The organism is Micromonospora sp. NPDC049257 (assembly GCF_040678915.1).
GTDB classification, from domain to species: Bacteria; Actinomycetota; Actinomycetes; order Mycobacteriales; family Micromonosporaceae; genus Micromonospora; species Micromonospora antibiotica.
Genome location: NZ_JBFAQU010000013.1, coordinates 40,876 through 59,497 on the forward strand (window position 1 = coordinate 40,876; position 18,622 = coordinate 59,497).

Here is an 18,622-nt window from a genome sequence, read left to right on the forward strand (position 1 = left end):
GACATCTCAACAGCTTGTACAACTTCCGGCCGTGCCCCGTACCCCGTACCCCGTGCTCCGACGTACGTGATTGGCGTTGGCGTTAGCGACCAAGCTGTCGATTCAACTCCTCGAGCATGTCGGTTGTTTCGAGTCGGCTGGCGGCAGCTGGCATGATCCGCGTGGTGCCGTAGGCGAGCTCCACCAATGCTGAGCGCGCGGCGGCAAGCTCCGTCGGCCGCCGGGCCGCCGGTGGCCGCCTCGCCTCAATGAAGGGCAGCTCCGGCGGGAGCTGCGGCGCGTTCGGCCTGGTCCCCGCCCCCCATGATCCACACGCCTCAATGAAGGGCAGCTCGGGTGGGAGCTGCGGCGGTTGTCGACGTCGGGGTCGGTGACGACGTCGAGGCGGCCTCAATGAAGGGCAGCTCCGGTGGAAGCTGCGGCCCCCCGCCGATGCGACGCATGTCGGGGATCTTCTCGCCTCAATGAAGGGCAGCTCCGGCGAGAGCCGCGGCTCGTCGGCGCACAACGCGTGTCTGTCGCCGAAGATCGTGCCTCAATGAAGGGCAGCTCCAGTGGAAGCTGCGGCCTCACCCGACGCGGTCAGCCGCACCCAACCCGGCTCGCCTCAATGAAGGGCAGCTCCGGCGGGAGCTGCGGCACGACGTGCAACCGATCTGCCCGTCGGAGCCCACGCCTCAATGAAGGGCAGCTCAGGTAGGAGCTGCGGCTCGACGCCGTCGGGGTAGGCGAGCTGGTCGATCTGGCCTCAATGAAGGGCAGCTCCGGTGGGAGCTGCGACCGGGTCAAGATCCTACCCATCCTGATCTGCACTTCGACCTGTCCACCGCGAAGGGTGTACCTCTCAAGGCAAAGCCAGCGCAGCAATAACCGCGATCAAGCCACACCACAAGGCACGTGAGCTGGGCTGAAACCCCCGCGACAGCTATACGCTCACGGGCGGGCCCCGGATGCGAGGCCACTGTCTCCGAAACCGTCCGCGCACACGGCCTACGCCACTGCCGGTACCGAGGACTCGCGAAGACCCACGTCCAACACGTCCTCACCGCCGCCGGCACCAACATCATCCGACTCGCTCAACACCAACCCGATTACCGCCAACGACCACGAAGCCGCCTACAAGAAATCTTCCACGCCAGTTAATGATCCACAACCAAGATCACGAACAGCATCTAAAATCTGTGCCAGAGCCAGTCTCAGCGCGTCGTCGACACCTACTGCTACACCCGGCGTATGGCGAAGAGGTACAGACTTGCGGCATAGCCGAGCGGGAGATGAAGGCTAGATGACCATGCCACGATCGATGGCCAGGTAGGTGTCGGCGGTCGCGGACTCGAGCTGCTGCGGTCGCCCGAGCCTAACCGGCGGTTCGCGGTCAACGAGGCTACGCCAGTCGGTGTCGCTCCCCTCTTCGAACCCGACACGCGCGGCGGCCAGCAGGTCTTGGCGGTGCTGCTGCGTTAGTCGCCGGTAGCTACTCAACCGCCACCAGTTCTGGACCTCCGGCTCCGTCCGCTCCCACCGTGGCGGCGAAGCGGAAGGCCTCGCCGTAGCAATCCCCGCGCTCGACGCATCATCGGCGAGGCGCCGCGCCATCGAGTCCTCATACTCCTGCTCCGCCTCAGAATCGGCACGCTCCGCTAGAGCCGCTTCGGTATCGATAAGCGACTGGCAGGCCGCGTACAGACGGCGGGACATACCCACCGAGATGCCGGCGCCCGGCAGTTCGGCGGTGAGCATGTCGACGCCGACTTGCGCCGCCAACTCCGCGGAGCGTTGGCGAAGGTCAACGAGGCGGGATCGAAGCAATGTTGAGGACTGGTCCGACTCGATCAGCGTCACGGGCGATGCGCGAGGCCGCGCCTGGGCACGCCGCGGGTCAACCGCAGCGCCGAGCGGTACGACACTGGCATGCAGCCGCGAAACACCAATTAGAGTCCGCCATCCTGTCTGCCGTTGACACGCACGCTGAGGAGCGGGCCGCAGCCCGACCCGCCAGGTCAAGGGGACCTTGACGGCTCGTACGGACGCTGGCGGGGCGGGCTGGGGCCTGCGCGGCTTCCCCGGGTCGATGGATGACAGGATGGCCCACCGCTACCACCCGCGGAGCCAGCGGCCGTAGACGGCCTCCGGCCATCCTGGAGCCGGAGCGCCCTCGCCGGAGGCGCAATAATCCGCAACCCCGCGCGGCACCCCGACTCGCCGACGCAGCGGATGCCCCCCCCCCGCACACAATGCGCATGGTCGCGCTGCCCTGCCCGGTGCCAGCCGAACGCTGGGCCGGTGGTGGCTCCTACCGCAACGGCGGGAAGGTGCTTCTGCCTCACATCAAGCGTTCGACCTGGAAATTAGAACACCAGTACGTTTTTGCCAGGCCATTTGTTTGCGCGTGTCGCTGGCATGACGTCGGCGAGCGCGATACGTTGTGCGGCTCGCTGCTGGGCCGACCTTCGGCCCTCTCCACTCGTTGTCCGGCACGTGACAAACGCGGCGACTGTCCACGGCCGGCAAGCCGAAAGGGCTCTTCGTGGTCGCCGAACACCCTTCGCAGCGCGTCCTGCTCACCTGGGCAGACATCGCCGCCGCCGCAGCGGGCCTTGAGCCGGATATGCGGGATCTGCTTCTGGAGCTAATCCGGGCCAAGAACCCGAATCTGGCGACAAGTGTCACCACCGCCGACGGGCCCTGGTACGTACGGAACGTGCATGTGCGCGGTCACGTCGGGGTCGCCGAGGAAGCCGTCGACCTGACCCTGAAGCCAACTACCGGTCTCACGATTGTCACCGCTCGCAACGGCACCGGCAAGACGAGCATTGCCGACGGCGCCCGGCACACTCTCAGCGGCGGAACCAAGCGGTCCTACCAGGTGCTGGCGAACAATGTCCACTATCCGCATCGCGACATTGTTGTCACAGTTAGCAACGGACGTCGAGACATCGAGATCGTCTGCGGAGCAGACGAAGTTGTCCAGTGGCGCGACACGAATGGCTCGCTCAGCACCCCGCCCAGCGAGTGGACTGAAGCATTCGAACGCTACATGCCGGTATTGCTGTACCCGGAGATGTCTCAGGTCATTCAGGATCCGAGCAATCTGCACGCGTTCTTGAAACACGCACTGGAATTGACCGCGCTTGAAGAACTGCAGGCCCTCCTGAAGACTGACCGGGAAAAGGGCACGGCGGCCCGGCGTGCGGTGGAGGCCGCACACGCCAGCGCGCTGAACGGCATCGCGAAGGCCGGCCAGGAGGAACTGGCCAGGATGGTGCACGAGTACGGCGCGTTCCCAGACGAGCAGGCGCAGGCTCGGATCATAGGGCTGGCCGAAACTCTCCCGGAGTCGGCACCGCCGCCGCTGGGTCTGCCCGACACCTGGACGATCGATGACGGGCTTCGGAACCGGGCCGTCATCGCCCTTTCACGGCTGGACGATGCCGTTCGATCGGATGCGGCCGGGGCGAACGCGCTCCTCGCGGTGCTCCAGAAGGCGCTCGCCCTTGGCGACACGCGGCTCGACGACCTCCGTGACCGGGACGTATGCCCGGTCTGCCGGACGGCCGGGCAAGAATGGGTACGCCGCGCTTCCGAGGATGCCGAGCGGCTGAGGACGGCCACCCGGGAACTGCGCAGTGCGACCGCCGCCACGACTACCGCCCTGCGGGGCCTTGAAAGATGCTTCCCGGCCGCGCTGACCGTCTCCCTGCGCCGGGCACTGACTCAGCTGACGGATCCGGCCACCGAGCTGCGAATACGGCAGTGGGACCGGCTCGTCCGCTTGGCTACCGATTTCGCCACCGTAGCCCCATCCATCGCATCGCTGACTGAGGCGCTGGACGAGAGCACCGATCTGGCCGGCTGGTACGGGAGCATCCGCGACGGCCTTCTTGCCCGGCGTGACGACGCCATCGCCGCGCAGGCGACGGTCCGCGCGCACATCGAATCGTGGATGGACGTCCGCAGCCAGGAACGCCCGGCACTGGTCAGGCTCGCCGTGGCGGAGCGGCTGGACCGCAAGGTCGACCGGTGGATCCGGACTGCGCGCGAGGACATCTTCGCGCCCATCGGCAAGGAGGTGATGGAGTTGTGGTCCGTACTGAACCCAGACGCGGACCTCAAGCTGACCGGCATCGCCCTGACCGGCGGGACGAAGCTTCGGCGGAGTGTGGCGCTAGACCTCGCCGACGGCGACGTGGCCCTGCCAACCGGCAAGAACAGCTCTGCGGTCCTAAGCACCGGTCAGCGCAACGCTCTCTCGTTGGCCACGTACCTGCCCCGGGCAACCCAGCCAGAGAGCCCGTTCGGATTCCTCATCCTCGACGACCCGATCCATGCGTTCGACACCTGGCGAGTGCGGTACCTGGCTGGGCATCTGATGACCCTCGCTGACCGCTTTCAGGTGGTCGTGTTCACCCACGACGACCGCCTCTGGCGTGAGCTCCGCGGCTTGGGCGCGATGCCAACCCACATTCGGATGGACCGGTACGGTGACGGCCGGCCGCAGGTCCGGGTGAGGCACGTGGCCAGTCCGGGGATTCAGCGGCTGGACGAGGTCCAGCGAATCCTCGGAGCCGAGAAGGGAGCGCCCATCGGAACCCCCGACGCCGTCACCGCGATGACTTTGGCAATGTGCCGGCAGGCCGTCGACACCGAGGTCGTCGCACAGATCGAGATCCTGGGCCGGCGGGTTGGCTCACCCGAGGCCACAGTCGTCGCCGACCTCCGAAGCGCCCGGAAGACTCTCGACCAGTTGGCACTCCTGAACAACTATGCCCGCCGTGCGGGTCTGCGCGCCATCGACGTCAACGGCTTTACCCCGACCGTGCACGCACTCAACGGCGCGGCGCATGGCCGCGCCCCCGAGGGGGACCCACAGCTCTGGGTACGCCAAACCCGGAAGATCATCAAAGCTGTCCAACAGGTCGGGAGCTGAGATGGCTACTTATCCGGACGTCGAGCTAGCGGACCTCCAGGCCGCCTACCGCGGGTGGCCCGGCGGCCCGACCGAAAAGGCGGCGCTCGCAGCGCTGGTGCTTCGCGTTCGCATCGAGCGCGCAGCGGCCGGGCTGCCCAGCACGGTGATTGCTGCGAAGCCTGACATCTCCATGGTCGAACGACGGCTGTACCTCAGCATCGGCGAGCCGGGGCTATCGCCTGAGGCCCAGGTTCGCCGCATGCGGGCGATTGCCGGCGCGCTGGAGGCATACGTCGCAATCTGCGAGATCCTGCATGGCCGCAATCCAGATCCGACACCTCCCCTGGAGGATGTCGATGCGTGGGCTTCGGCCGTCGACGCACTCGAGGATGACCTCTACCCGTCTCCCGCCGCTCGGGTCCGGACCCTGCAGGGCGCAGCTACGGGATGATAAAGCCGCAGTGACAGCAGGCCACCGGCCGCACCCCCGTGTGCGGCTCAGAACGCCGTCGAGCCGTGGCTGGTAGATCCCCACCAGCACCCCACGGTCAGACCTGGTTTGCTTCCGGACCCCGGCGCATCAGGCCTACGTCACCTACGAGTCCGTCCGCCGGCTTTGCTTCCTGTCCTCGGCGGCGACGCCTTCGTCCGCCAGTAGTCGAACTTCGCCGCGGCCTGCGTGTCGAGATGGTTCCGGCCTAGGTTCTGTCTTGCGGATCATGAGTCTCGCTCGTTAAGGCTGGTATGGCGCGAGGTGATCTCACGAACCACGAGTGGGCTGTGTTGGCCCCGTTGTTGCCGGCGCAGCCGGTGCGGGGTGGGCGGTGGCGGGATCATCGACAGGTCATCAACGGGATCTGCTGGGTGAAACGGACCGGGTCGCCGTGGCGGGACCTGCCCGAGCGGTACGGGTCATGGAAGACCGCTCACGGACGGTTCTGCCGGTGGGCGGCCGATGGGACGTGGGCCCGGTTGAAGGCCCACGTCATCGCCCTGGCCGAGCTCGACGACGGTATCGACTGGAACGCCCAGGTCGACGCCACCATCGTGCGTGCCCACCAGCACGCTGCCGGTGCCCGTAAAGGGGGCTGAGCCGGGAGGAGTCGCGGGCAGCGCAGGCCATCGGCCGGTCGCGGGGTGGTCTCACCACGAAGATCCACACCCTGGCCGATGGGCGGGGTCGTTCCCTGGCCACCCTGATCACCCCTGGTCAGGCAGCCGACACCCGCCAACTGATCCCGCTGCTGGGCCAGGTTCGGGTGCCTCGTCCCGGCGGTGTGGGCCGGCCACGTAAGCGGCCTGACTCGTTGACCGGTGACAAGGCGTACTCCTCTCGCGCGAACCGGACCGCCTTGCGGGGCAAGGGCATCACCACGGTCATCCCCGAGCCCAACGACCAGATCGCCAACCGGAAGCGGCGGGGACGACGCGGCGGCCGACCACCAGCGTTCGACAAGGTCGCCTACCAGTGCCGCAACCAGGTCGAACGTGGCTTCAACCGGCGCAAACACTGGCGAGGACTCGCCACCCGCTACGACAAGTTGGCCGCCAACTTCCAGGCCACCCTCGACCTGGTCGAAACCCTCGACTGGCTACGCGCCGTCCCCGACAACCAAGATCCGCGAGACAGAACCTAGGAGCCGAAGCCGTTCTCGGTACAGCTCGGCATATGTGCTTGCCGCCCCGCTGGCGTCCCCGGCCTTCTCCCGCCAGTATGCGAGGTTGCCACGAACGACCATGCAGGTCGTGCAATGTGTGTGGGATGGTCCAGCCGTGAGCCGTCGCCGGACCAGGGCAGGTCTGTATACGGCGCGCTGGACTGACTCCACCGCCGCGCCTCAATGAAGGGCAGCTCCGGTAGGAGCTGCGGCAGTCTCCCCCGACGGGTCGCATGGTCGTCCGCCCGGGCCTCAATGAAGGGCAGCTCTGGTGGGAGCTGCGGCATCGTGATGATCGGCAGACCGTGGGAGCCGTAGTAGGAGCCTCAATGAAGGGCAGCTCCGGTGGGAGCTGCGGCCCGGTGCGTGGTCCTGGCAGGCCGCTTCTACCGGCCTCAATGGAGGGCAGCTCCGGTGGGAGCTGCGGCGGGCACGATGGTCTGACCGCCGACCTGCGGGAACGTGCCTCAATGAAAGGCAGCTCCGGTGGGAGCTGCGGCTCGTACCCGTAGATGACCCGCAGCCCGAACCCCTTGCCTCAATGAAGGGCAGCTCCGGTGGGAGCTGCGGCGAGTACGCCCGCCGACCGGAGGCCCTGGTTGCCCATGCCTCAATGAAGGGCAGCTCCGGTGGGAGCTGCGGCCGACCCGGCGGCGACCCGGATGCCCGGCGGGTGTCGCAGCGCCCGATCACGCCGAGGTCGTGGCTGATCACATCGACTGCCCGGTAGCGCCGAGACCGCGACCCGGTCGGGTCGTCGGCCGGGGTGTGGGCTTGCGTTGCGACCGCCATCTGATGCGTGTCGGTCGTCTCCCCCATGGCCTCCAGCCAGGCTCGTCGCGGGCAGAACGCCTGATGCGCCACCAGACTGACGGGGATCAGCTCAGTCATCAGCGGCGACCGGTCTTGAGTAGTTCACCGAGCATGGCACGACGTTCGGGTGCGCTGTCACTGCCGAAACGGTGCACCGGAAAGCGTACGACGGCGGTGACGCCGCGGCTGGCCAGCCAGCGGCGGGCGGCGTCGCCGGGAGGCGGGTCGTCGACCGAGGCCCGGCCAGCGGCGTCCGGGGACAGTCCGGTCGCCGCGAACTGAGCCAGCTGCGCGCTCGCGACAATGGTCCGGTGCCGGGCGGTCCGCCACCTGCCGTCCCAGACGGGTACGTAGAAGTGACCAGCTGTGCTGCGTCCGAGATGGCCGCTGGTCTGGGCGAACTCGTGGGTGCGGTGGGCGATCGGGAACTGCGAGATGCCCCACAGCGCGCACCAGGCCAGCGCGTTGTCGGTCGGCCCTGGTGCGGCGAATCCGGTGGGCGTACGACTGGTTGATTTGTCCTTGCCGGTTTCGTCGCGGACGCTACGACCGATCAGTCCGTCACTGACCTCGGTGGCGGTTCGGGCCGCCACCGCTGCGGCGAGCGGACGGAGCCGGTTGCCGACGAACTCGGAGCCCTGGTTGCGAGGCTGCATCTCCAGCCGGCTGGCACCGTCATCCTGGAGCCGATCGCCCTTGCGGTTCCTTCGCCAGTAGCTCGGTTCCCCGAGCGCCGCGATCAGCCGGAGGTCGAGCAGTGCCCGGGCGTCGGTGAGTTGGTCGAGTACGTCGAGCCGCCGGCGTTGGAGGGACTGCCAGCCCGCACCGGTGGTGATGACGCTGATCCGGGGGCTCATCAGCGCCCGCTGCTCGCCTTCGCTGAGCTGTCGGCTCGGCCAGCTCTCCGGGGTGCTGTGCCGGGTCGCGTGTCGGCGGACGATCTCGCCGATTGTCTCCGGGCTGGCCTGCGGTGCGCTCAGTACCGGCCTGGGTGTCATGCCTGCGGTCCAGGACAACCGGACGCCTTCCATGCCGCCGTCCTCGACGATTGCGGCGAGTCCGCACAGCGCCAGGTGCGACAGCATCGTTTTCGGGTCGGCGCTGGCCAGCACGAAGTCGGTCATGAGCCCTCCGCGGAGACTTGCCCGTCGGAAGCGCGGAGCAGTGCCTCCAGGTAGGCGCAGCCCCACACCCCCCAGCGGATGTGCGTACGTTCGATCAGCTCGTCCCACAGGCCCTCGTCGAACAGCGTGGCGGCGATCTCGTCGGCGTTGTCGACCAGTTGCGCGCTCGTGTGCGGGAAGCCGTGCCGACCGTGCCCGTGGCTCGTGCCAATCAGTCGGGCTGTCAGGTCCCGGTCCTCGTCGTCCAGCGTTGACAGGCCGGGCCAGGCGGCGACCACGGAGAGCTGTTCGTGTCGCCAGCCGGTCGGCAGTCCCGAGGCGGCACGGAGTTTCCGGTCCCTCCGGGCGTCCCGTACCCCGCTCTTGGCCAGCGGCTGCGCCGATGTGGGGTTGGCTGCCAGCGAACGTTGGAACCGGTCGTCTGCCTTCCCGTCGTCGTGGTGCAGGCCGGCCAGGCGGAGCACGTTCACCAGCTCGGTGGTGAGACCGAGCCGGCCGGCGACGGTGCCGGCCCGCTCGGCTACCGCTTCGGCATGGGTGTGAAGGGGGACGGCTCTCCGGCGCGGGGTCCAGGTCTGCCGCAGTTCCGCGTCGGCGGTCGCCTTACGTAGGTCGACGACGATCAGCCGGGCGAGCGCTGGTTCACCGTCGTCCGAGTCCTCCCAGTTCAGGGTCACCTCGGCCCCAGCCGGCCCATCCGCGGGTTGGTCGAGCAGGTCGGCTGCTGCCGCCACCATCGGTCTGCGTGTCAACTTGTCGAGATGCGCCCGGAGCAGCCGTGCGATCTCCAGGGCCTGTGAGTCGGCGTCAGCCGGGTCGACGGCGGCGATGGCGTCGAGGAGTCTGCCGTGCGCCGCATTGTTTCGTTCGATCCGGAGCACCACTTCACCCGGGCGGGGTTCGTCGAGTGCGTCGAGCACGTCGTCGACCCGTTCGGTGCCCTCCGGGTCGACGACCCCGGCGGTGAACAGCTCGGTGGTGTCGTCGACGACGAGTTGGTCGCCGGCTCGGAGCCGGTCGCCGCCGACCAACGGTCGTGGTGCGTCATCGCCGGGGCGGACCAGCACCGAGCCCGGCTTCAGCCGCTCGAGGATCTTCGTGGCCCGCCGGATCGACACCGGAAAGACCTCGTACTTCCGGGGTGGCAGCGTCTCGATCAGTCGCACTGCCGCTGCTTCGTCGGCCGGCAGCGCATGCCGGACCACGATGCCGAACTCGTGGTCGGGCTCGTCGAGGTCGTCGGAGAGCCACAGGTCGAGGTCGTCCTGGGGGGCGGCCAGATCATCGTTGGTACGGGCAAGATGCCAGGCCTGGGCCAGCTCCAGGCGTTGCAGCAGGTCCCGTTTCAGCGCCGGGGCCGGCGGTCGGGGCTCACGTAGCGCCCACGGCGACAGACCAGCCGGGTCGGCGTGCCGCTGGGCCAGCCAGGCATGCGCCGCCGCCAGGTCCTCGCGCTGGTACGGCCCGGACTGGGCGTCAGTGGGCAGGTCGGTTGCCGGCACCACCACGGTGACCTCTGTGGCGCGCTGTCCGAGCCGGTTGACCCGGCCGGCCCGCTGGGCGATGGCTCCGCCCGGCGCCAGCTCGGTCACTGCGGCGGCCAGATCGAGGTCGACTCCGACCTCCAGGCTCTGGGTGCTGACGAGGACGTCGATCGCCGGGTCGCCGGCGATGCTGAGCAGCGTCGACCTCGGGGGCCTCAGTCGGGCGACGTCGTACGGGCGCAGCCGCCCGCAGATCAGCTCCGTTGCCATACCCCGGGCTCGCAGTTCCCCGGCGACGGCGGCGGCGACCGCGACGCTGTTGACGAAACAACCCACCGTCGGGCCGTACACCTCGCGTAGCCGTACCGCCTCGTCCGCCAACGCCGTGACGCCCGCCTTCCGTGCCGGGCCGCTGCGCGGTATCGGCCAGGACTCCAGGGGCAGCAGGTTGACCGGTTTGGGCGTGGTCAGCCGTTGCCGCAGCGTTTCGTCCGCCTCCAGATCGTCCTGCTCGACGCCGACCGCCACACCGGCGTCGACGCGGGGCGTGGCGGTGGTCTCGACCGCCTGGAGGGTCGGCACGCCGAGCGGCTCCTCGGCGACTGCGGCCAGCTCGGCGATCCGGCGGGCCGTGGTCACGAGCTGCTGGGACAGGTGCGCCTCGTCGACGACGGCGACGGTGTCGTACGCGAGCAGACCGGCCTCGCGGGGCCACGCCTGGGCCCGCGACCCGTAGCCGGACAGCAGCAGTCGCGAGCCCCACATGTCGGGCGTGGCACACAGCACGGCGCAGCCGAGCGGGTCGTCCAGCCATTGCCGGGACGGTGGCGCGCCGCCGCGCAGCAGCGCCGTCGACAGCGGGCTGACGGACGGTTCCCTCCGCCCGACGCGTAGCGAGTCGAGCGCGTCGGCCGTCCGGCCGAGGACGCTGGCGCCTCCCCGGGCTTGCGCCAGCTGGTTCGCAATCGAGGTCGCGTGCTCGTGCTGGTCGTCCACGAGGGCCCGCCGGTCGACGACCAGCGCCAGCCGGCGTGGCACCCGGACCGGGTGGCCGGAGGCCATCAGTGCCACCGCGAACACGTGGACGTCGACAACGCTCGTCTTGCCCGCTCCGGTCGGGGCGACGAGTTGGTCCGGCCACCGACCGGTCCGCAGCACATGGTCGAGCAGGCGCTCCTGCCACCGGAACGGCCGGTGTCCACCCCGGACCGCGGCGAAGAAGGCGCCGAAGTCAGCGCGCGCGACGCTCACCGGGTCAACCTCCGCACGATGTCGGACGGCAGGTCCCGTGGCACGAGCAGGCCACCGCCCAGGTGCCGGCTCTGCCCGATAGCCGCGATCGTCCGAGGTCCGGTCAGGTCACCGAGGCTCAGCACCGCCCGGTACGGCTGGATGATCGTGTCCGGGTTCACCTTGTGCACGTAGCGGCCGACGTCACCGTCCATCACCCGCACCGCCGATTCGACCCGGACCCCACGCCCGACCGCCGACTCGGCCAACGCCCGGTAGCGGGCGTCGCCCCGGCCTGGTGCCGAGATCTCGTGCCGCCAGACCATGGCGACCGACAGCGCGGCGGCGTCGGCGAGGGACCAGCGACCACCGCGCGGCGGCCGACTGTCCGGCACGGCGACCGGCTCGGTCTGCCACCACCGTTCGGTGCCGGCGGCCGGGTCCGGCCAGAACCGGTCGGCCGGGACCTCCACCGGTGGTTCGACCGTGAACGGACCGGTGGCGACCCGGACGTGCCTCAGCCGCTGCGCCGCCATCCGGATCAGGGTGAGGTCGACGTCGCTCGCCTCCCGCGGCAGCAGCAACGCCAACGCGGCACCGCCGACGTGCGGCGCGTCGGGACCGAGGAACTGGATCGCGCACCGGTTGCCGGGCCGCGACACGCCCGGCTCGTACGCGCCGGTCAGGATCGCAGGCGCACCGTCACCGACGAGCGCGACGAGTGCCCGGTGCACGGCGACCGCGTACCGCACCCGGCGTTCCGGCGGGATCGGCCGGTCCATCCGGAACAGCAGCACTGACGTCCATGGCGTCGGCGGTGGCGACGGCTCCGGCCGGGTGTACCGGCCGAGTTCCAGTCCGGTACGCGCCACCGGCGGCGCGGCGGTCGTTTCGGTCGACCGGTGTGCGTCGCTCTTCAGCGACGGCGCGACTAACGTTTCACGGTGCGCCGCCTCCAGGGCGTCGGTCCGTCCGGTGGTGGCCACCGCGAGGTCGAGGCCCTCACCGGCGAACAGGTCGGCCTCCCGGTCGAGGTGGTGTGTCGGCTCGGCCTCGGCGACCGTGAGCCGCACCGGCGACTCGCTGGTCCCCAGGTACGGCACCTCGTGGCAGAGCGCGGCCAGCGTGCCGACGACCGACTCGGGCGGCTGCTGTTCCCACGTCCAGGCGAACCGGCCGGTCACCGCGACGCCGGTCACCGCCGGCTTGCCGACCAGCTTCTCCGCCAACGGGCTACGGCCCTCCTTGACGACCAAGCCCTCCCTCCGATAGGCCGTCGCGGCACCGTCATGGGGCAGCGTCTCCGGCACGACAAGGCCGTCCGGGGGATTCGCCTCCAACCAGCGCAGCGCCTCGCGGTCGGCGTCACAGGGCCGCAGCCCGTCGCCGTCAGCAATGGCCCGGACGCCTTGTGCCGCCGCGCACAGCAGCGCGGCGTGCAGTCGCGCCGGCGACGGCAGCGTGTCGAGCTGACCGCTGCCCACGTGCCCCTTGTAGACGCCGAGGAGCGGCTCAGCGACGATGGCGAAACTCACGGGTTGTCGTCCGTCTCGACCGCACCGGAGACGATGTCCGGGTTGCCGGTGACCCGCATGGCCAGCCCTGACCAGGTGACGTCGGCGGCCTTCTCCGCATGCGCGAGCGCCTCACCGAGTAGCAGGTCAGCCGCATCGATGCTGAGCGGCTCGAGGTCCCGGAACACGCCGCCCCGCTGGTCGAGCCGGACCTTCGGCTGTTCCGCCTCGACCAGGTCGCAGTTCGCCCGTAGATACAGCTCGGCGTCGGAGCGGGCCAGTGCGTTGAGTGCCAACGCGGCCAGCAGCGCCCGGCAGGCGGCGTCCCCCTCGACTCCGGCACCGAACCGCATCTGACGCAGGGTGGCGAAGGAGAGCACATGGGTACGGATGATGGTGTCGCAGGCTACGCCGGCCAGCTGGTCGAGCGACGGCGGGATGCCACCGAGGCCGAGCGCGGACGCCGACTTCGCGTCGCCCGGCTTGATCCCACTGGCCGCCTTGACGATCTCGCCGTACTTGGACGGGCTCAGCTCCGCCTGTTGCCGGGTGGCGGTCTCGGTCATCGCCTTTTTGCCGAGGTTGATCTGCATGCCGACCGGGTCAACCCGCGCCCCGCCGCGCAGCCCGACCCCGGGCTTCCTCAGCAAGCCGGTCTGGTCGCGCCCTGCCGCGACAAAACCGATGATCTCCCCGACCAGGGCGCTGCGCCAGCGGCCCTGTCGGTTACGCCGGCTGGAGTCCCAACCGCCGAAGATCAGCGTCACCGGGCTCGTCTCCAGCAGTGCCCGTGCGTTGGCCGGACTCGCGTCCCGCACCGCTCGGTACGCCGGCGTCTGCGTGGTCGGTTGCCCGTCGATCGTGCCGGCCCGGATGTGGCCGTCGAACACCCGGTGCGGCAGCGTGAGGTCGTAGTAGCGTTCGACTGACCCGTCCCGCTCGTAGGTGACCCGGACGTGCGGCACTCGGGACAGCAGCGGGTGCCCGTCCTCGACGGCCTGGGCCACCGTCATCTCGGCCCGGTTGAGCTGCGACTGCTTTGAATCAATCACCACCGCGTAGCGGCTCTCGTCACCGAGGTAACGCTGCTCGTACGCGTAAACGCCGCCCTTTTTACCCCGCTCGGCGAACTTCGCCGGCGCCACCGACGAGTGACGCCCGCCGGCCGGTTCCAGCGTCGTCGCCGACGTCAGACAACTGGGCCCGCCGGACGATCCGGCGGCGAGCAACGTACCAAGATCCAACGAACGCACTCAGGCTTTCCTTCCCTAGCTACTGACAGAAGCGATCGGGCACCAAGACTCGGTGTCGCCGTGAGGCGCGGCGCACTCGTCGCTCAACTCTCGGTTGCGCCAGACAGCCCTTCCCCTTCGCTTGGGAGCGGGGTCTGCCGGGCGCGGGCGACGACATCCTCGGCGGGCAGCGGGGTGGTGGGTGAGGCAGAGCGGGGTACTGGCCTTACGGAACGGCTGCCCCTCGATCGCCAGGTAGACCTGCCCTCTGCTCAGGCGCGAGATATCCGGCACGTCGCCGCCCTTGAATCGAGCCATCTTCCGGGCTGCCTCGATGTGCACCGGGGCGTTGAGCAGCCCGAAGAACTGCGTCGTGGCGTTGCCCGGTATCTGGCTGTTCAGGCCTTTGGGCGCCTGGGTGGCGAAGACCAGACCGAGACCGTACTTACGGGCCTGCGAAGCGAGTATCAGGGTGTTCCGCGTGCAGGCCGCGACCGGGCTGGAAGGGGCCAGCGTCTGCGCCTCGTCCATCACCAGCAGTCCGCCCAGCGGCCGGTCACCGGCGGGGTGGCGTTTAATCCAGGAGAAGATGGCCAGTTGGAGCTGGTTGACGAACCCCTGCCGTTTCTCCTCACCCGGCAACCCGATAAAGCTGATGATGGAGACGCGGGCACGCTTGCCTGGTACCGGTGTAAGCAGCGTGCCCGGGTCGGCCGACTCGGTCGCAGCAGCAAGGCGCATCCCGGCCTTCCGAAGCTGGCGGCGAGCACCCGGGCGAGTCCGAGGGCACGCACCTCGGGCTGATGACGCCGGGAGTTTCGTCCCGACCCGGACAAGGCACCCGTCGCCAGATCGACTAGAAAGGGGCTGTACTGCGCCGTGCGCGATCGCAAGCGCCCTGACCGCAGCGAGCGCGGCACCGACCGCCATTGTGATGCCTTCCGCTTGCGGGAGCCAGGCAGGAGACTGTTGACCAGCGACCCGTTCCATCTCGTCCAGGCTGGAGTTGACTATCACGCTCTTACTCCGAGATCCAGCCGCTCGTTGGACGATGATCGCCGGAGTTTCCGGCGCAGCCGTCGCCATCGCGCCGTCCAGGTCGTTCGAGGAAAACCCCTCATCCATACCACTCGATCGACTGGGACCTCCGAGAGAGATACGATCACGGCTCACCTAACGTGAGAGTTCGGTATCCATCCTGGCGAGGCGGCAATCGGGCCGATAATAGCCCAGCCGTGGGACACTCGTCACTGACCAAAATCTGTCACCAGCCGATCAAGGGACGCCCACTCAGCCCGCTACCATGGCGGTCCTGGCTGGTTCCCGGACTCGTCCCACGAGCGTCTGATGCGTCATCGCCATTCGGACGTAACCTGCGACCGACTGGACCTCCGATTGGAGGATGCTGGTCTATTGCACAGGCCAAGGCACGTCGCGACCACTTCGACGACGGCATGCCTCTGGGGATCAATTCCGGTAGGAGCCGCCACATGTGCAGGATGGCCCGGGTCCCGAGGCAGGCGACGCCTTGATGAAGGGCAGCTCCGGCGGAAGCTGCGGCCCGGACAGGTCCGTATCGCACGAGGTCAGCACAAGGTTGCCTCAATGAAGGGCAGCTCCGGCGGGAGCTGCTGCGGAGGCGGGCAAGCTGTAGTGCGGCCACATACGCCGGCCTCAATGAAGGGCAGCTCCGGCAGGAGCTGTTGCAGGGTCAGGATCCTGCCCATCCTGAACTGCACTTCGACCTGACCACCGCGAAGGGTGTGTTTCCCGAAGGGTAAGGCGGCGCAGTAATACCACGGTCAGTCCGCACCACAAGGCGCGCAAGCTGGGCTGACACTCCCGCGACAGCTGGACCCTCATGGACGGGACGACGGAGGCTTCGCCAGCGGTCTAGAGGACCGGAGCCTGGCCTGGATCGACGACCAACTCGCCGGCGTCACCCGGCCCGGCCGCCGCCAGCGCGGCGACCGGTACGACGAGGACGACTACTGAACCCGGCGCTTTCCGTCATCTACCACCGCGTGACCGAAAACTGTCCGCAGCGATGAAGTGCAGATGTCGGCGCAGGATGCCGCCCCGGAAGTCGGAGTCTTTGCCGTCAGGTGGTGACCTTCTTCGTGCCCGGGTAGGTGGCCTGTGTCGGACCGCTCTGGCACGCTGGCGTGGCGGTAACACAGGGCAATCTCTCGGTAACGGAGGATCGTGGACGTGGAAGAACCGGAGGGCCGCCAGCGGCGGCTCGGGATGGGCGCGGTGGGACAGCTGCTGGGCGTGCCCCGGCTGACCGTGTGGTGGTGGGTCAAGACCGGGAAGCTGACCGCGACCGGCATTGACGACGGCCAGCCATGGTGGTCCGAAGACGACGCTTACGCGTGGGCGCTGAGCCAGCGCGGAGACCGATGGTCGGGACGGGTGCCGGTGACGGCCTGGCCGCCGACGCCGTACGCCACCGCCTTCATGCGCGCGGTGGAACTGCCTGGGGCGGTCGCCTTGCTCTGGCACACCCGGCAGGGCCCGATCCACCTGGTGTGGCCGCTGCCCACCCGCCAGCGGATACCGCACCAGCACCGGCGGTGGGCCGAACAGCTCGCCCCGCGCGGTGAAGGTGCGGTGGTCGTGGTGTCGGGCGGGTTCTCCCTGCGGCACGGGCCGGAACTCAAGGCCCTGCTGCCCGGCCTGCCTGATCGCACCTATACCCCGACCTGGCTCGACCTGGCAGGGGTGCTGGGTCAGCCGCTGCCGTGGTGGCCGCTGACTCTGCGGGACAAGCAGCTGCTGCTGGACTGGGAGCCGTCGACGGACACGGTCACCGCGATGGCCGTTCCCGCGCTGGATACCGGGGCGCTGCTCATGATGGCTTCCACCTACCCCGAAGCCCACCCCGCTGCCCGAGTGCTGGTCAACCTCGCACGTCTCGCACACGCCCAAGCCGCTGCCTCCGCCGAGCAGCTCGTCGAGATGGTCGAGAAGGCCAAACTGCCGGACGGGGTACTGCGGATCGCGGCACGGCCGATGTCGGTGCCCGAAGCCGACCTGGACGACATCGAACCCACCCAGCGTCGGGCCGGTTGGCTCGACCTACTCGCCCGTACCGACGACCTCGCCCGCCGCTGCGTCCGTGAGGTCACCGACTGGGATGCCGGTGCCGACCTGCCCTACAGCAACCCGCAGCACATCGAGGAAGTCGAGAGCACCTGGGCGTTCAAGTGGACACAGCGGCTCATCCCCACCCAACGCACCGCCGCGTTCGAGCTACTCACACGGTCCGGTGAGCCGGGTGACGCCCTGGTCGATCCGGACACCGATGCCCCGGTCTGGCGCAGCGGCGGCGGCGAGTACACCGCCGCCATGCCGCAGCGGCTGCCCGCGACCGCGCCGCTGGCCGAGCTGATCCTCGACGGGCCGGTCTGGATCCGCACCGCTGACGGGAAGGTCTATCCGGCCCCCCGCGACTCCTACTACGGCATCAGCTGGGGCTACGGCGGATCTGGCCCCGGTTCGCTCGCTCTGCTCGTTGACGCGCTGCTCGACGACATCAACGCCCAAGCCCCCGCCGACATCAACGGCGCACCCGAGGGCCTGGAGGCACTGCTGTCCCGCAAGCTGCCCGAACACACCGTGCTCACCCGCGCCCAACTGGAAGCCGCCCGCCGCGGCGAGCCGGTCATCATCGCCGTCGACGACGTCGACCAGGACGAAGACGGGGACGACGAATGAGCACCGGCACCACCACCGCGCCGACCGGGCCTGCACCGATCGAAGACACCGACACCAGCTGGCCGGCCATGCTCAACGAATGGGCCGGCGACCTCTGGCGCCGCTTCCACCGCACCCGCAACAGCGACGACTGGCCTCCCGAGTGGATTCTGCCGGCGGCTGGTGTCGCCGGGGTGCTACTCGTCGCACTCCTGCTGTTCGGGCTCGTCCTTCCGCTGCTGCGCTGGATCGGCCGGATCCTCGTCGACGCCGTCGACGGCGGCCTCGACTGGCTGCGCGACTGGAACCTCACCCACGTCGTCCTCGACCCGGTCCGCGACTACCTCACCGCCCACTCCGCCGGCCTGCCCATCGACGCCGAAACGCTGTGGTGGACCTGGTGTGCCGCCGGAGTCGGCCTGTTCGCGTTCGCCTTCCTCTGGCGAGCCGTCGCCGCCCGGCTCGGCTGGGTCCTCTTCGGCGCCGCCACCGTGGCCATGGTCTGGGCCACCACCACCGGCCCAGCCCGCACCACCACCGCCGGCATCGCCGCCCTCTGGTGGATCGTGCTCAGCCTCTTCGCGCTCCGCCGGCCCTGGACCCAGCAACGCGTCACCGTCCACCTGCCTGAGCTGCCCTGGCTCGCCCGCATCGTGCAACGCCGCGAGTAGCACCCCTCACACACCACAGGGCCCCCACCGAAGCGCATGTACCGCACTACCGGCGCCGACGTCGAGCTGCCGCTGCGGCTGCGGGACCTGCTGAAGGTGCCCGAGGGCAAGCGGTTCTCCGAGCTGGAGTGGCTGCGCAAGCCGCCCCGGCGGAACTCCTGCCTAGCGACGGGCAGGCCCTGGGCCGGGTCGACGAGGTGCTCGGCGTCGGCGCCGGCACGGCGCAGGTCCAGGCGGCACCGGCCAACCGGATCGCCGCCCTGGCGAAGCACGGTATGGCCGGCAAGC

At 69.2% G+C, this 18,622-nt stretch carries 11 protein-coding genes, 1 pseudogene and 2 CRISPR repeat arrays; of the genes and pseudogenes, 6 read left to right on the forward strand and 6 right to left on the reverse strand.

Annotation, left to right across the window (positions count from 1 at the left end; all coding sequences use genetic code 11):
* The first annotated feature begins 241 nt into the window (after nucleotides 1-241).
* Nucleotides 242-781: a CRISPR direct-repeat array (repeat unit 23 nt; unit sequence GCCTCAATGAAGGGCAGCTCCGG).
* A 116-nt stretch (nucleotides 782-897) separates the two neighbouring features.
* Complete coding sequence (locus AB0K25_RS19715) at nucleotides 898-1,143, forward strand: transposase (protein WP_363821608.1); 246 nt, start codon at nucleotides 898-900, stop codon at nucleotides 1,141-1,143.
* Between the two features lie 138 nt (nucleotides 1,144-1,281).
* On the opposite strand, the gene AB0K25_RS19720 is transcribed toward AB0K25_RS19715, so the two are convergent.
* Complete coding sequence (locus AB0K25_RS19720) at nucleotides 1,282-1,842, reverse strand: hypothetical protein (RefSeq protein WP_363821611.1); 561 nt, start codon at nucleotides 1,840-1,842, stop codon at nucleotides 1,282-1,284.
* 685 nt (nucleotides 1,843-2,527) lie between these two features.
* Between AB0K25_RS19720 and AB0K25_RS19725 the strand changes: the two genes are divergently transcribed.
* The 3 genes and pseudogenes from AB0K25_RS19725 to AB0K25_RS19735 all read left to right on the forward strand — a co-directional run bounded on the left by AB0K25_RS19725 (nucleotide 2,528) and on the right by AB0K25_RS19735 (nucleotide 6,546).
* On the forward strand, nucleotides 2,528-4,927 hold the full coding sequence (locus tag AB0K25_RS19725; RefSeq protein WP_363821614.1) for a hypothetical protein: 2,400 nt from the start codon (nucleotides 2,528-2,530) through the stop codon (nucleotides 4,925-4,927).
* A gap of 1 nt (nucleotide 4,928) precedes the next feature.
* Entirely contained in the window at nucleotides 4,929-5,360 is a 432-nt protein-coding gene (locus AB0K25_RS19730; protein WP_363821616.1) for a hypothetical protein, read from the forward strand.
* Between the two features lie 293 nt (nucleotides 5,361-5,653).
* Nucleotides 5,654-6,546: pseudogene (locus AB0K25_RS19735) on the forward strand (IS5 family transposase).
* 198 nt (nucleotides 6,547-6,744) lie between these two features.
* Nucleotides 6,745-7,210: a CRISPR direct-repeat array (repeat unit 36 nt; unit sequence GCCTCAATGAAGGGCAGCTCCGGTGGGAGCTGCGGC).
* A gap of 247 nt (nucleotides 7,211-7,457) precedes the next feature.
* Here AB0K25_RS19735 and AB0K25_RS19740 read toward each other — a convergent pair.
* From AB0K25_RS19740 to AB0K25_RS19760, 5 genes are read right to left on the reverse strand one after another with little or no spacing between them, the layout of a single operon-like run.
* Nucleotides 7,458-8,504: a hypothetical protein gene (locus AB0K25_RS19740; RefSeq protein ID WP_363821619.1), complete on the reverse strand. Its 1,047-nt coding sequence runs from the start codon at nucleotides 8,502-8,504 to the stop codon at nucleotides 7,458-7,460.
* The gene (cas3u, locus tag AB0K25_RS19745) at nucleotides 8,501-11,239 is read right to left on the reverse strand and encodes a type I-U CRISPR-associated helicase/endonuclease Cas3 (protein WP_363821622.1); all 2,739 of its coding nucleotides are present in this window, start codon (nucleotides 11,237-11,239) and stop codon (nucleotides 8,501-8,503) included. Before cas3u ends, AB0K25_RS19740 begins: the two co-directional genes overlap by 4 nt.
* Complete coding sequence (gene csb2 / locus AB0K25_RS19750; protein WP_363821625.1) at nucleotides 11,236-12,753, reverse strand: type I-U CRISPR-associated protein Csb2; 1,518 nt, start codon at nucleotides 12,751-12,753, stop codon at nucleotides 11,236-11,238. The genes cas3u and csb2 overlap by 4 nt, the downstream gene beginning before the upstream one ends.
* Complete coding sequence (gene cas7u, locus AB0K25_RS19755) at nucleotides 12,750-13,985, reverse strand: type I-U CRISPR-associated RAMP protein Csb1/Cas7u (protein ID WP_363821628.1); 1,236 nt, start codon at nucleotides 13,983-13,985, stop codon at nucleotides 12,750-12,752. Before cas7u ends, csb2 begins: the two co-directional genes overlap by 4 nt.
* Nucleotides 13,986-14,000: 15 nt before the next feature.
* Complete coding sequence (locus AB0K25_RS19760; protein ID WP_363821631.1) at nucleotides 14,001-14,705, reverse strand: hypothetical protein; 705 nt, start codon at nucleotides 14,703-14,705, stop codon at nucleotides 14,001-14,003.
* Nucleotides 14,706-16,175: 1,470 nt separating this feature from the next.
* Between AB0K25_RS19760 and AB0K25_RS19765 the strand changes: the two genes are divergently transcribed.
* Nucleotides 16,176-17,684, forward strand: coding sequence for a hypothetical protein (locus AB0K25_RS19765; protein WP_363821634.1), 1,509 nt, complete (start codon nucleotides 16,176-16,178; stop codon nucleotides 17,682-17,684).
* The gene (locus AB0K25_RS19770; RefSeq protein ID WP_363821637.1) at nucleotides 17,681-18,334 is read left to right on the forward strand and encodes a hypothetical protein; all 654 of its coding nucleotides are present in this window, start codon (nucleotides 17,681-17,683) and stop codon (nucleotides 18,332-18,334) included. Before AB0K25_RS19765 ends, AB0K25_RS19770 begins: the two co-directional genes overlap by 4 nt.
* Nucleotides 18,335-18,622 lie beyond the last annotated feature (288 nt).

Bases quoted from the DNA above. Each gene is read 5' to 3' on its own strand.
- AB0K25_RS19730 (WP_363821616.1), top strand. From the start codon at position 4,929: ATGGCTACTTATCCGGACGTCGAGCTAGCGGACCTCCAGGCCGCCTAC.
- AB0K25_RS19770 (WP_363821637.1), top strand. From the start codon at position 17,681: ATGAGCACCGGCACCACCACCGCGCCGACCGGGCCTGCACCGATCGAA.
- AB0K25_RS19760 (WP_363821631.1), bottom strand. From the start codon at position 14,705: ATGCGCCTTGCTGCTGCGACCGAGTCGGCCGACCCGGGCACGCTGCTT.
- AB0K25_RS19740 (WP_363821619.1), bottom strand. From the start codon at position 8,504: ATGACCGACTTCGTGCTGGCCAGCGCCGACCCGAAAACGATGCTGTCG.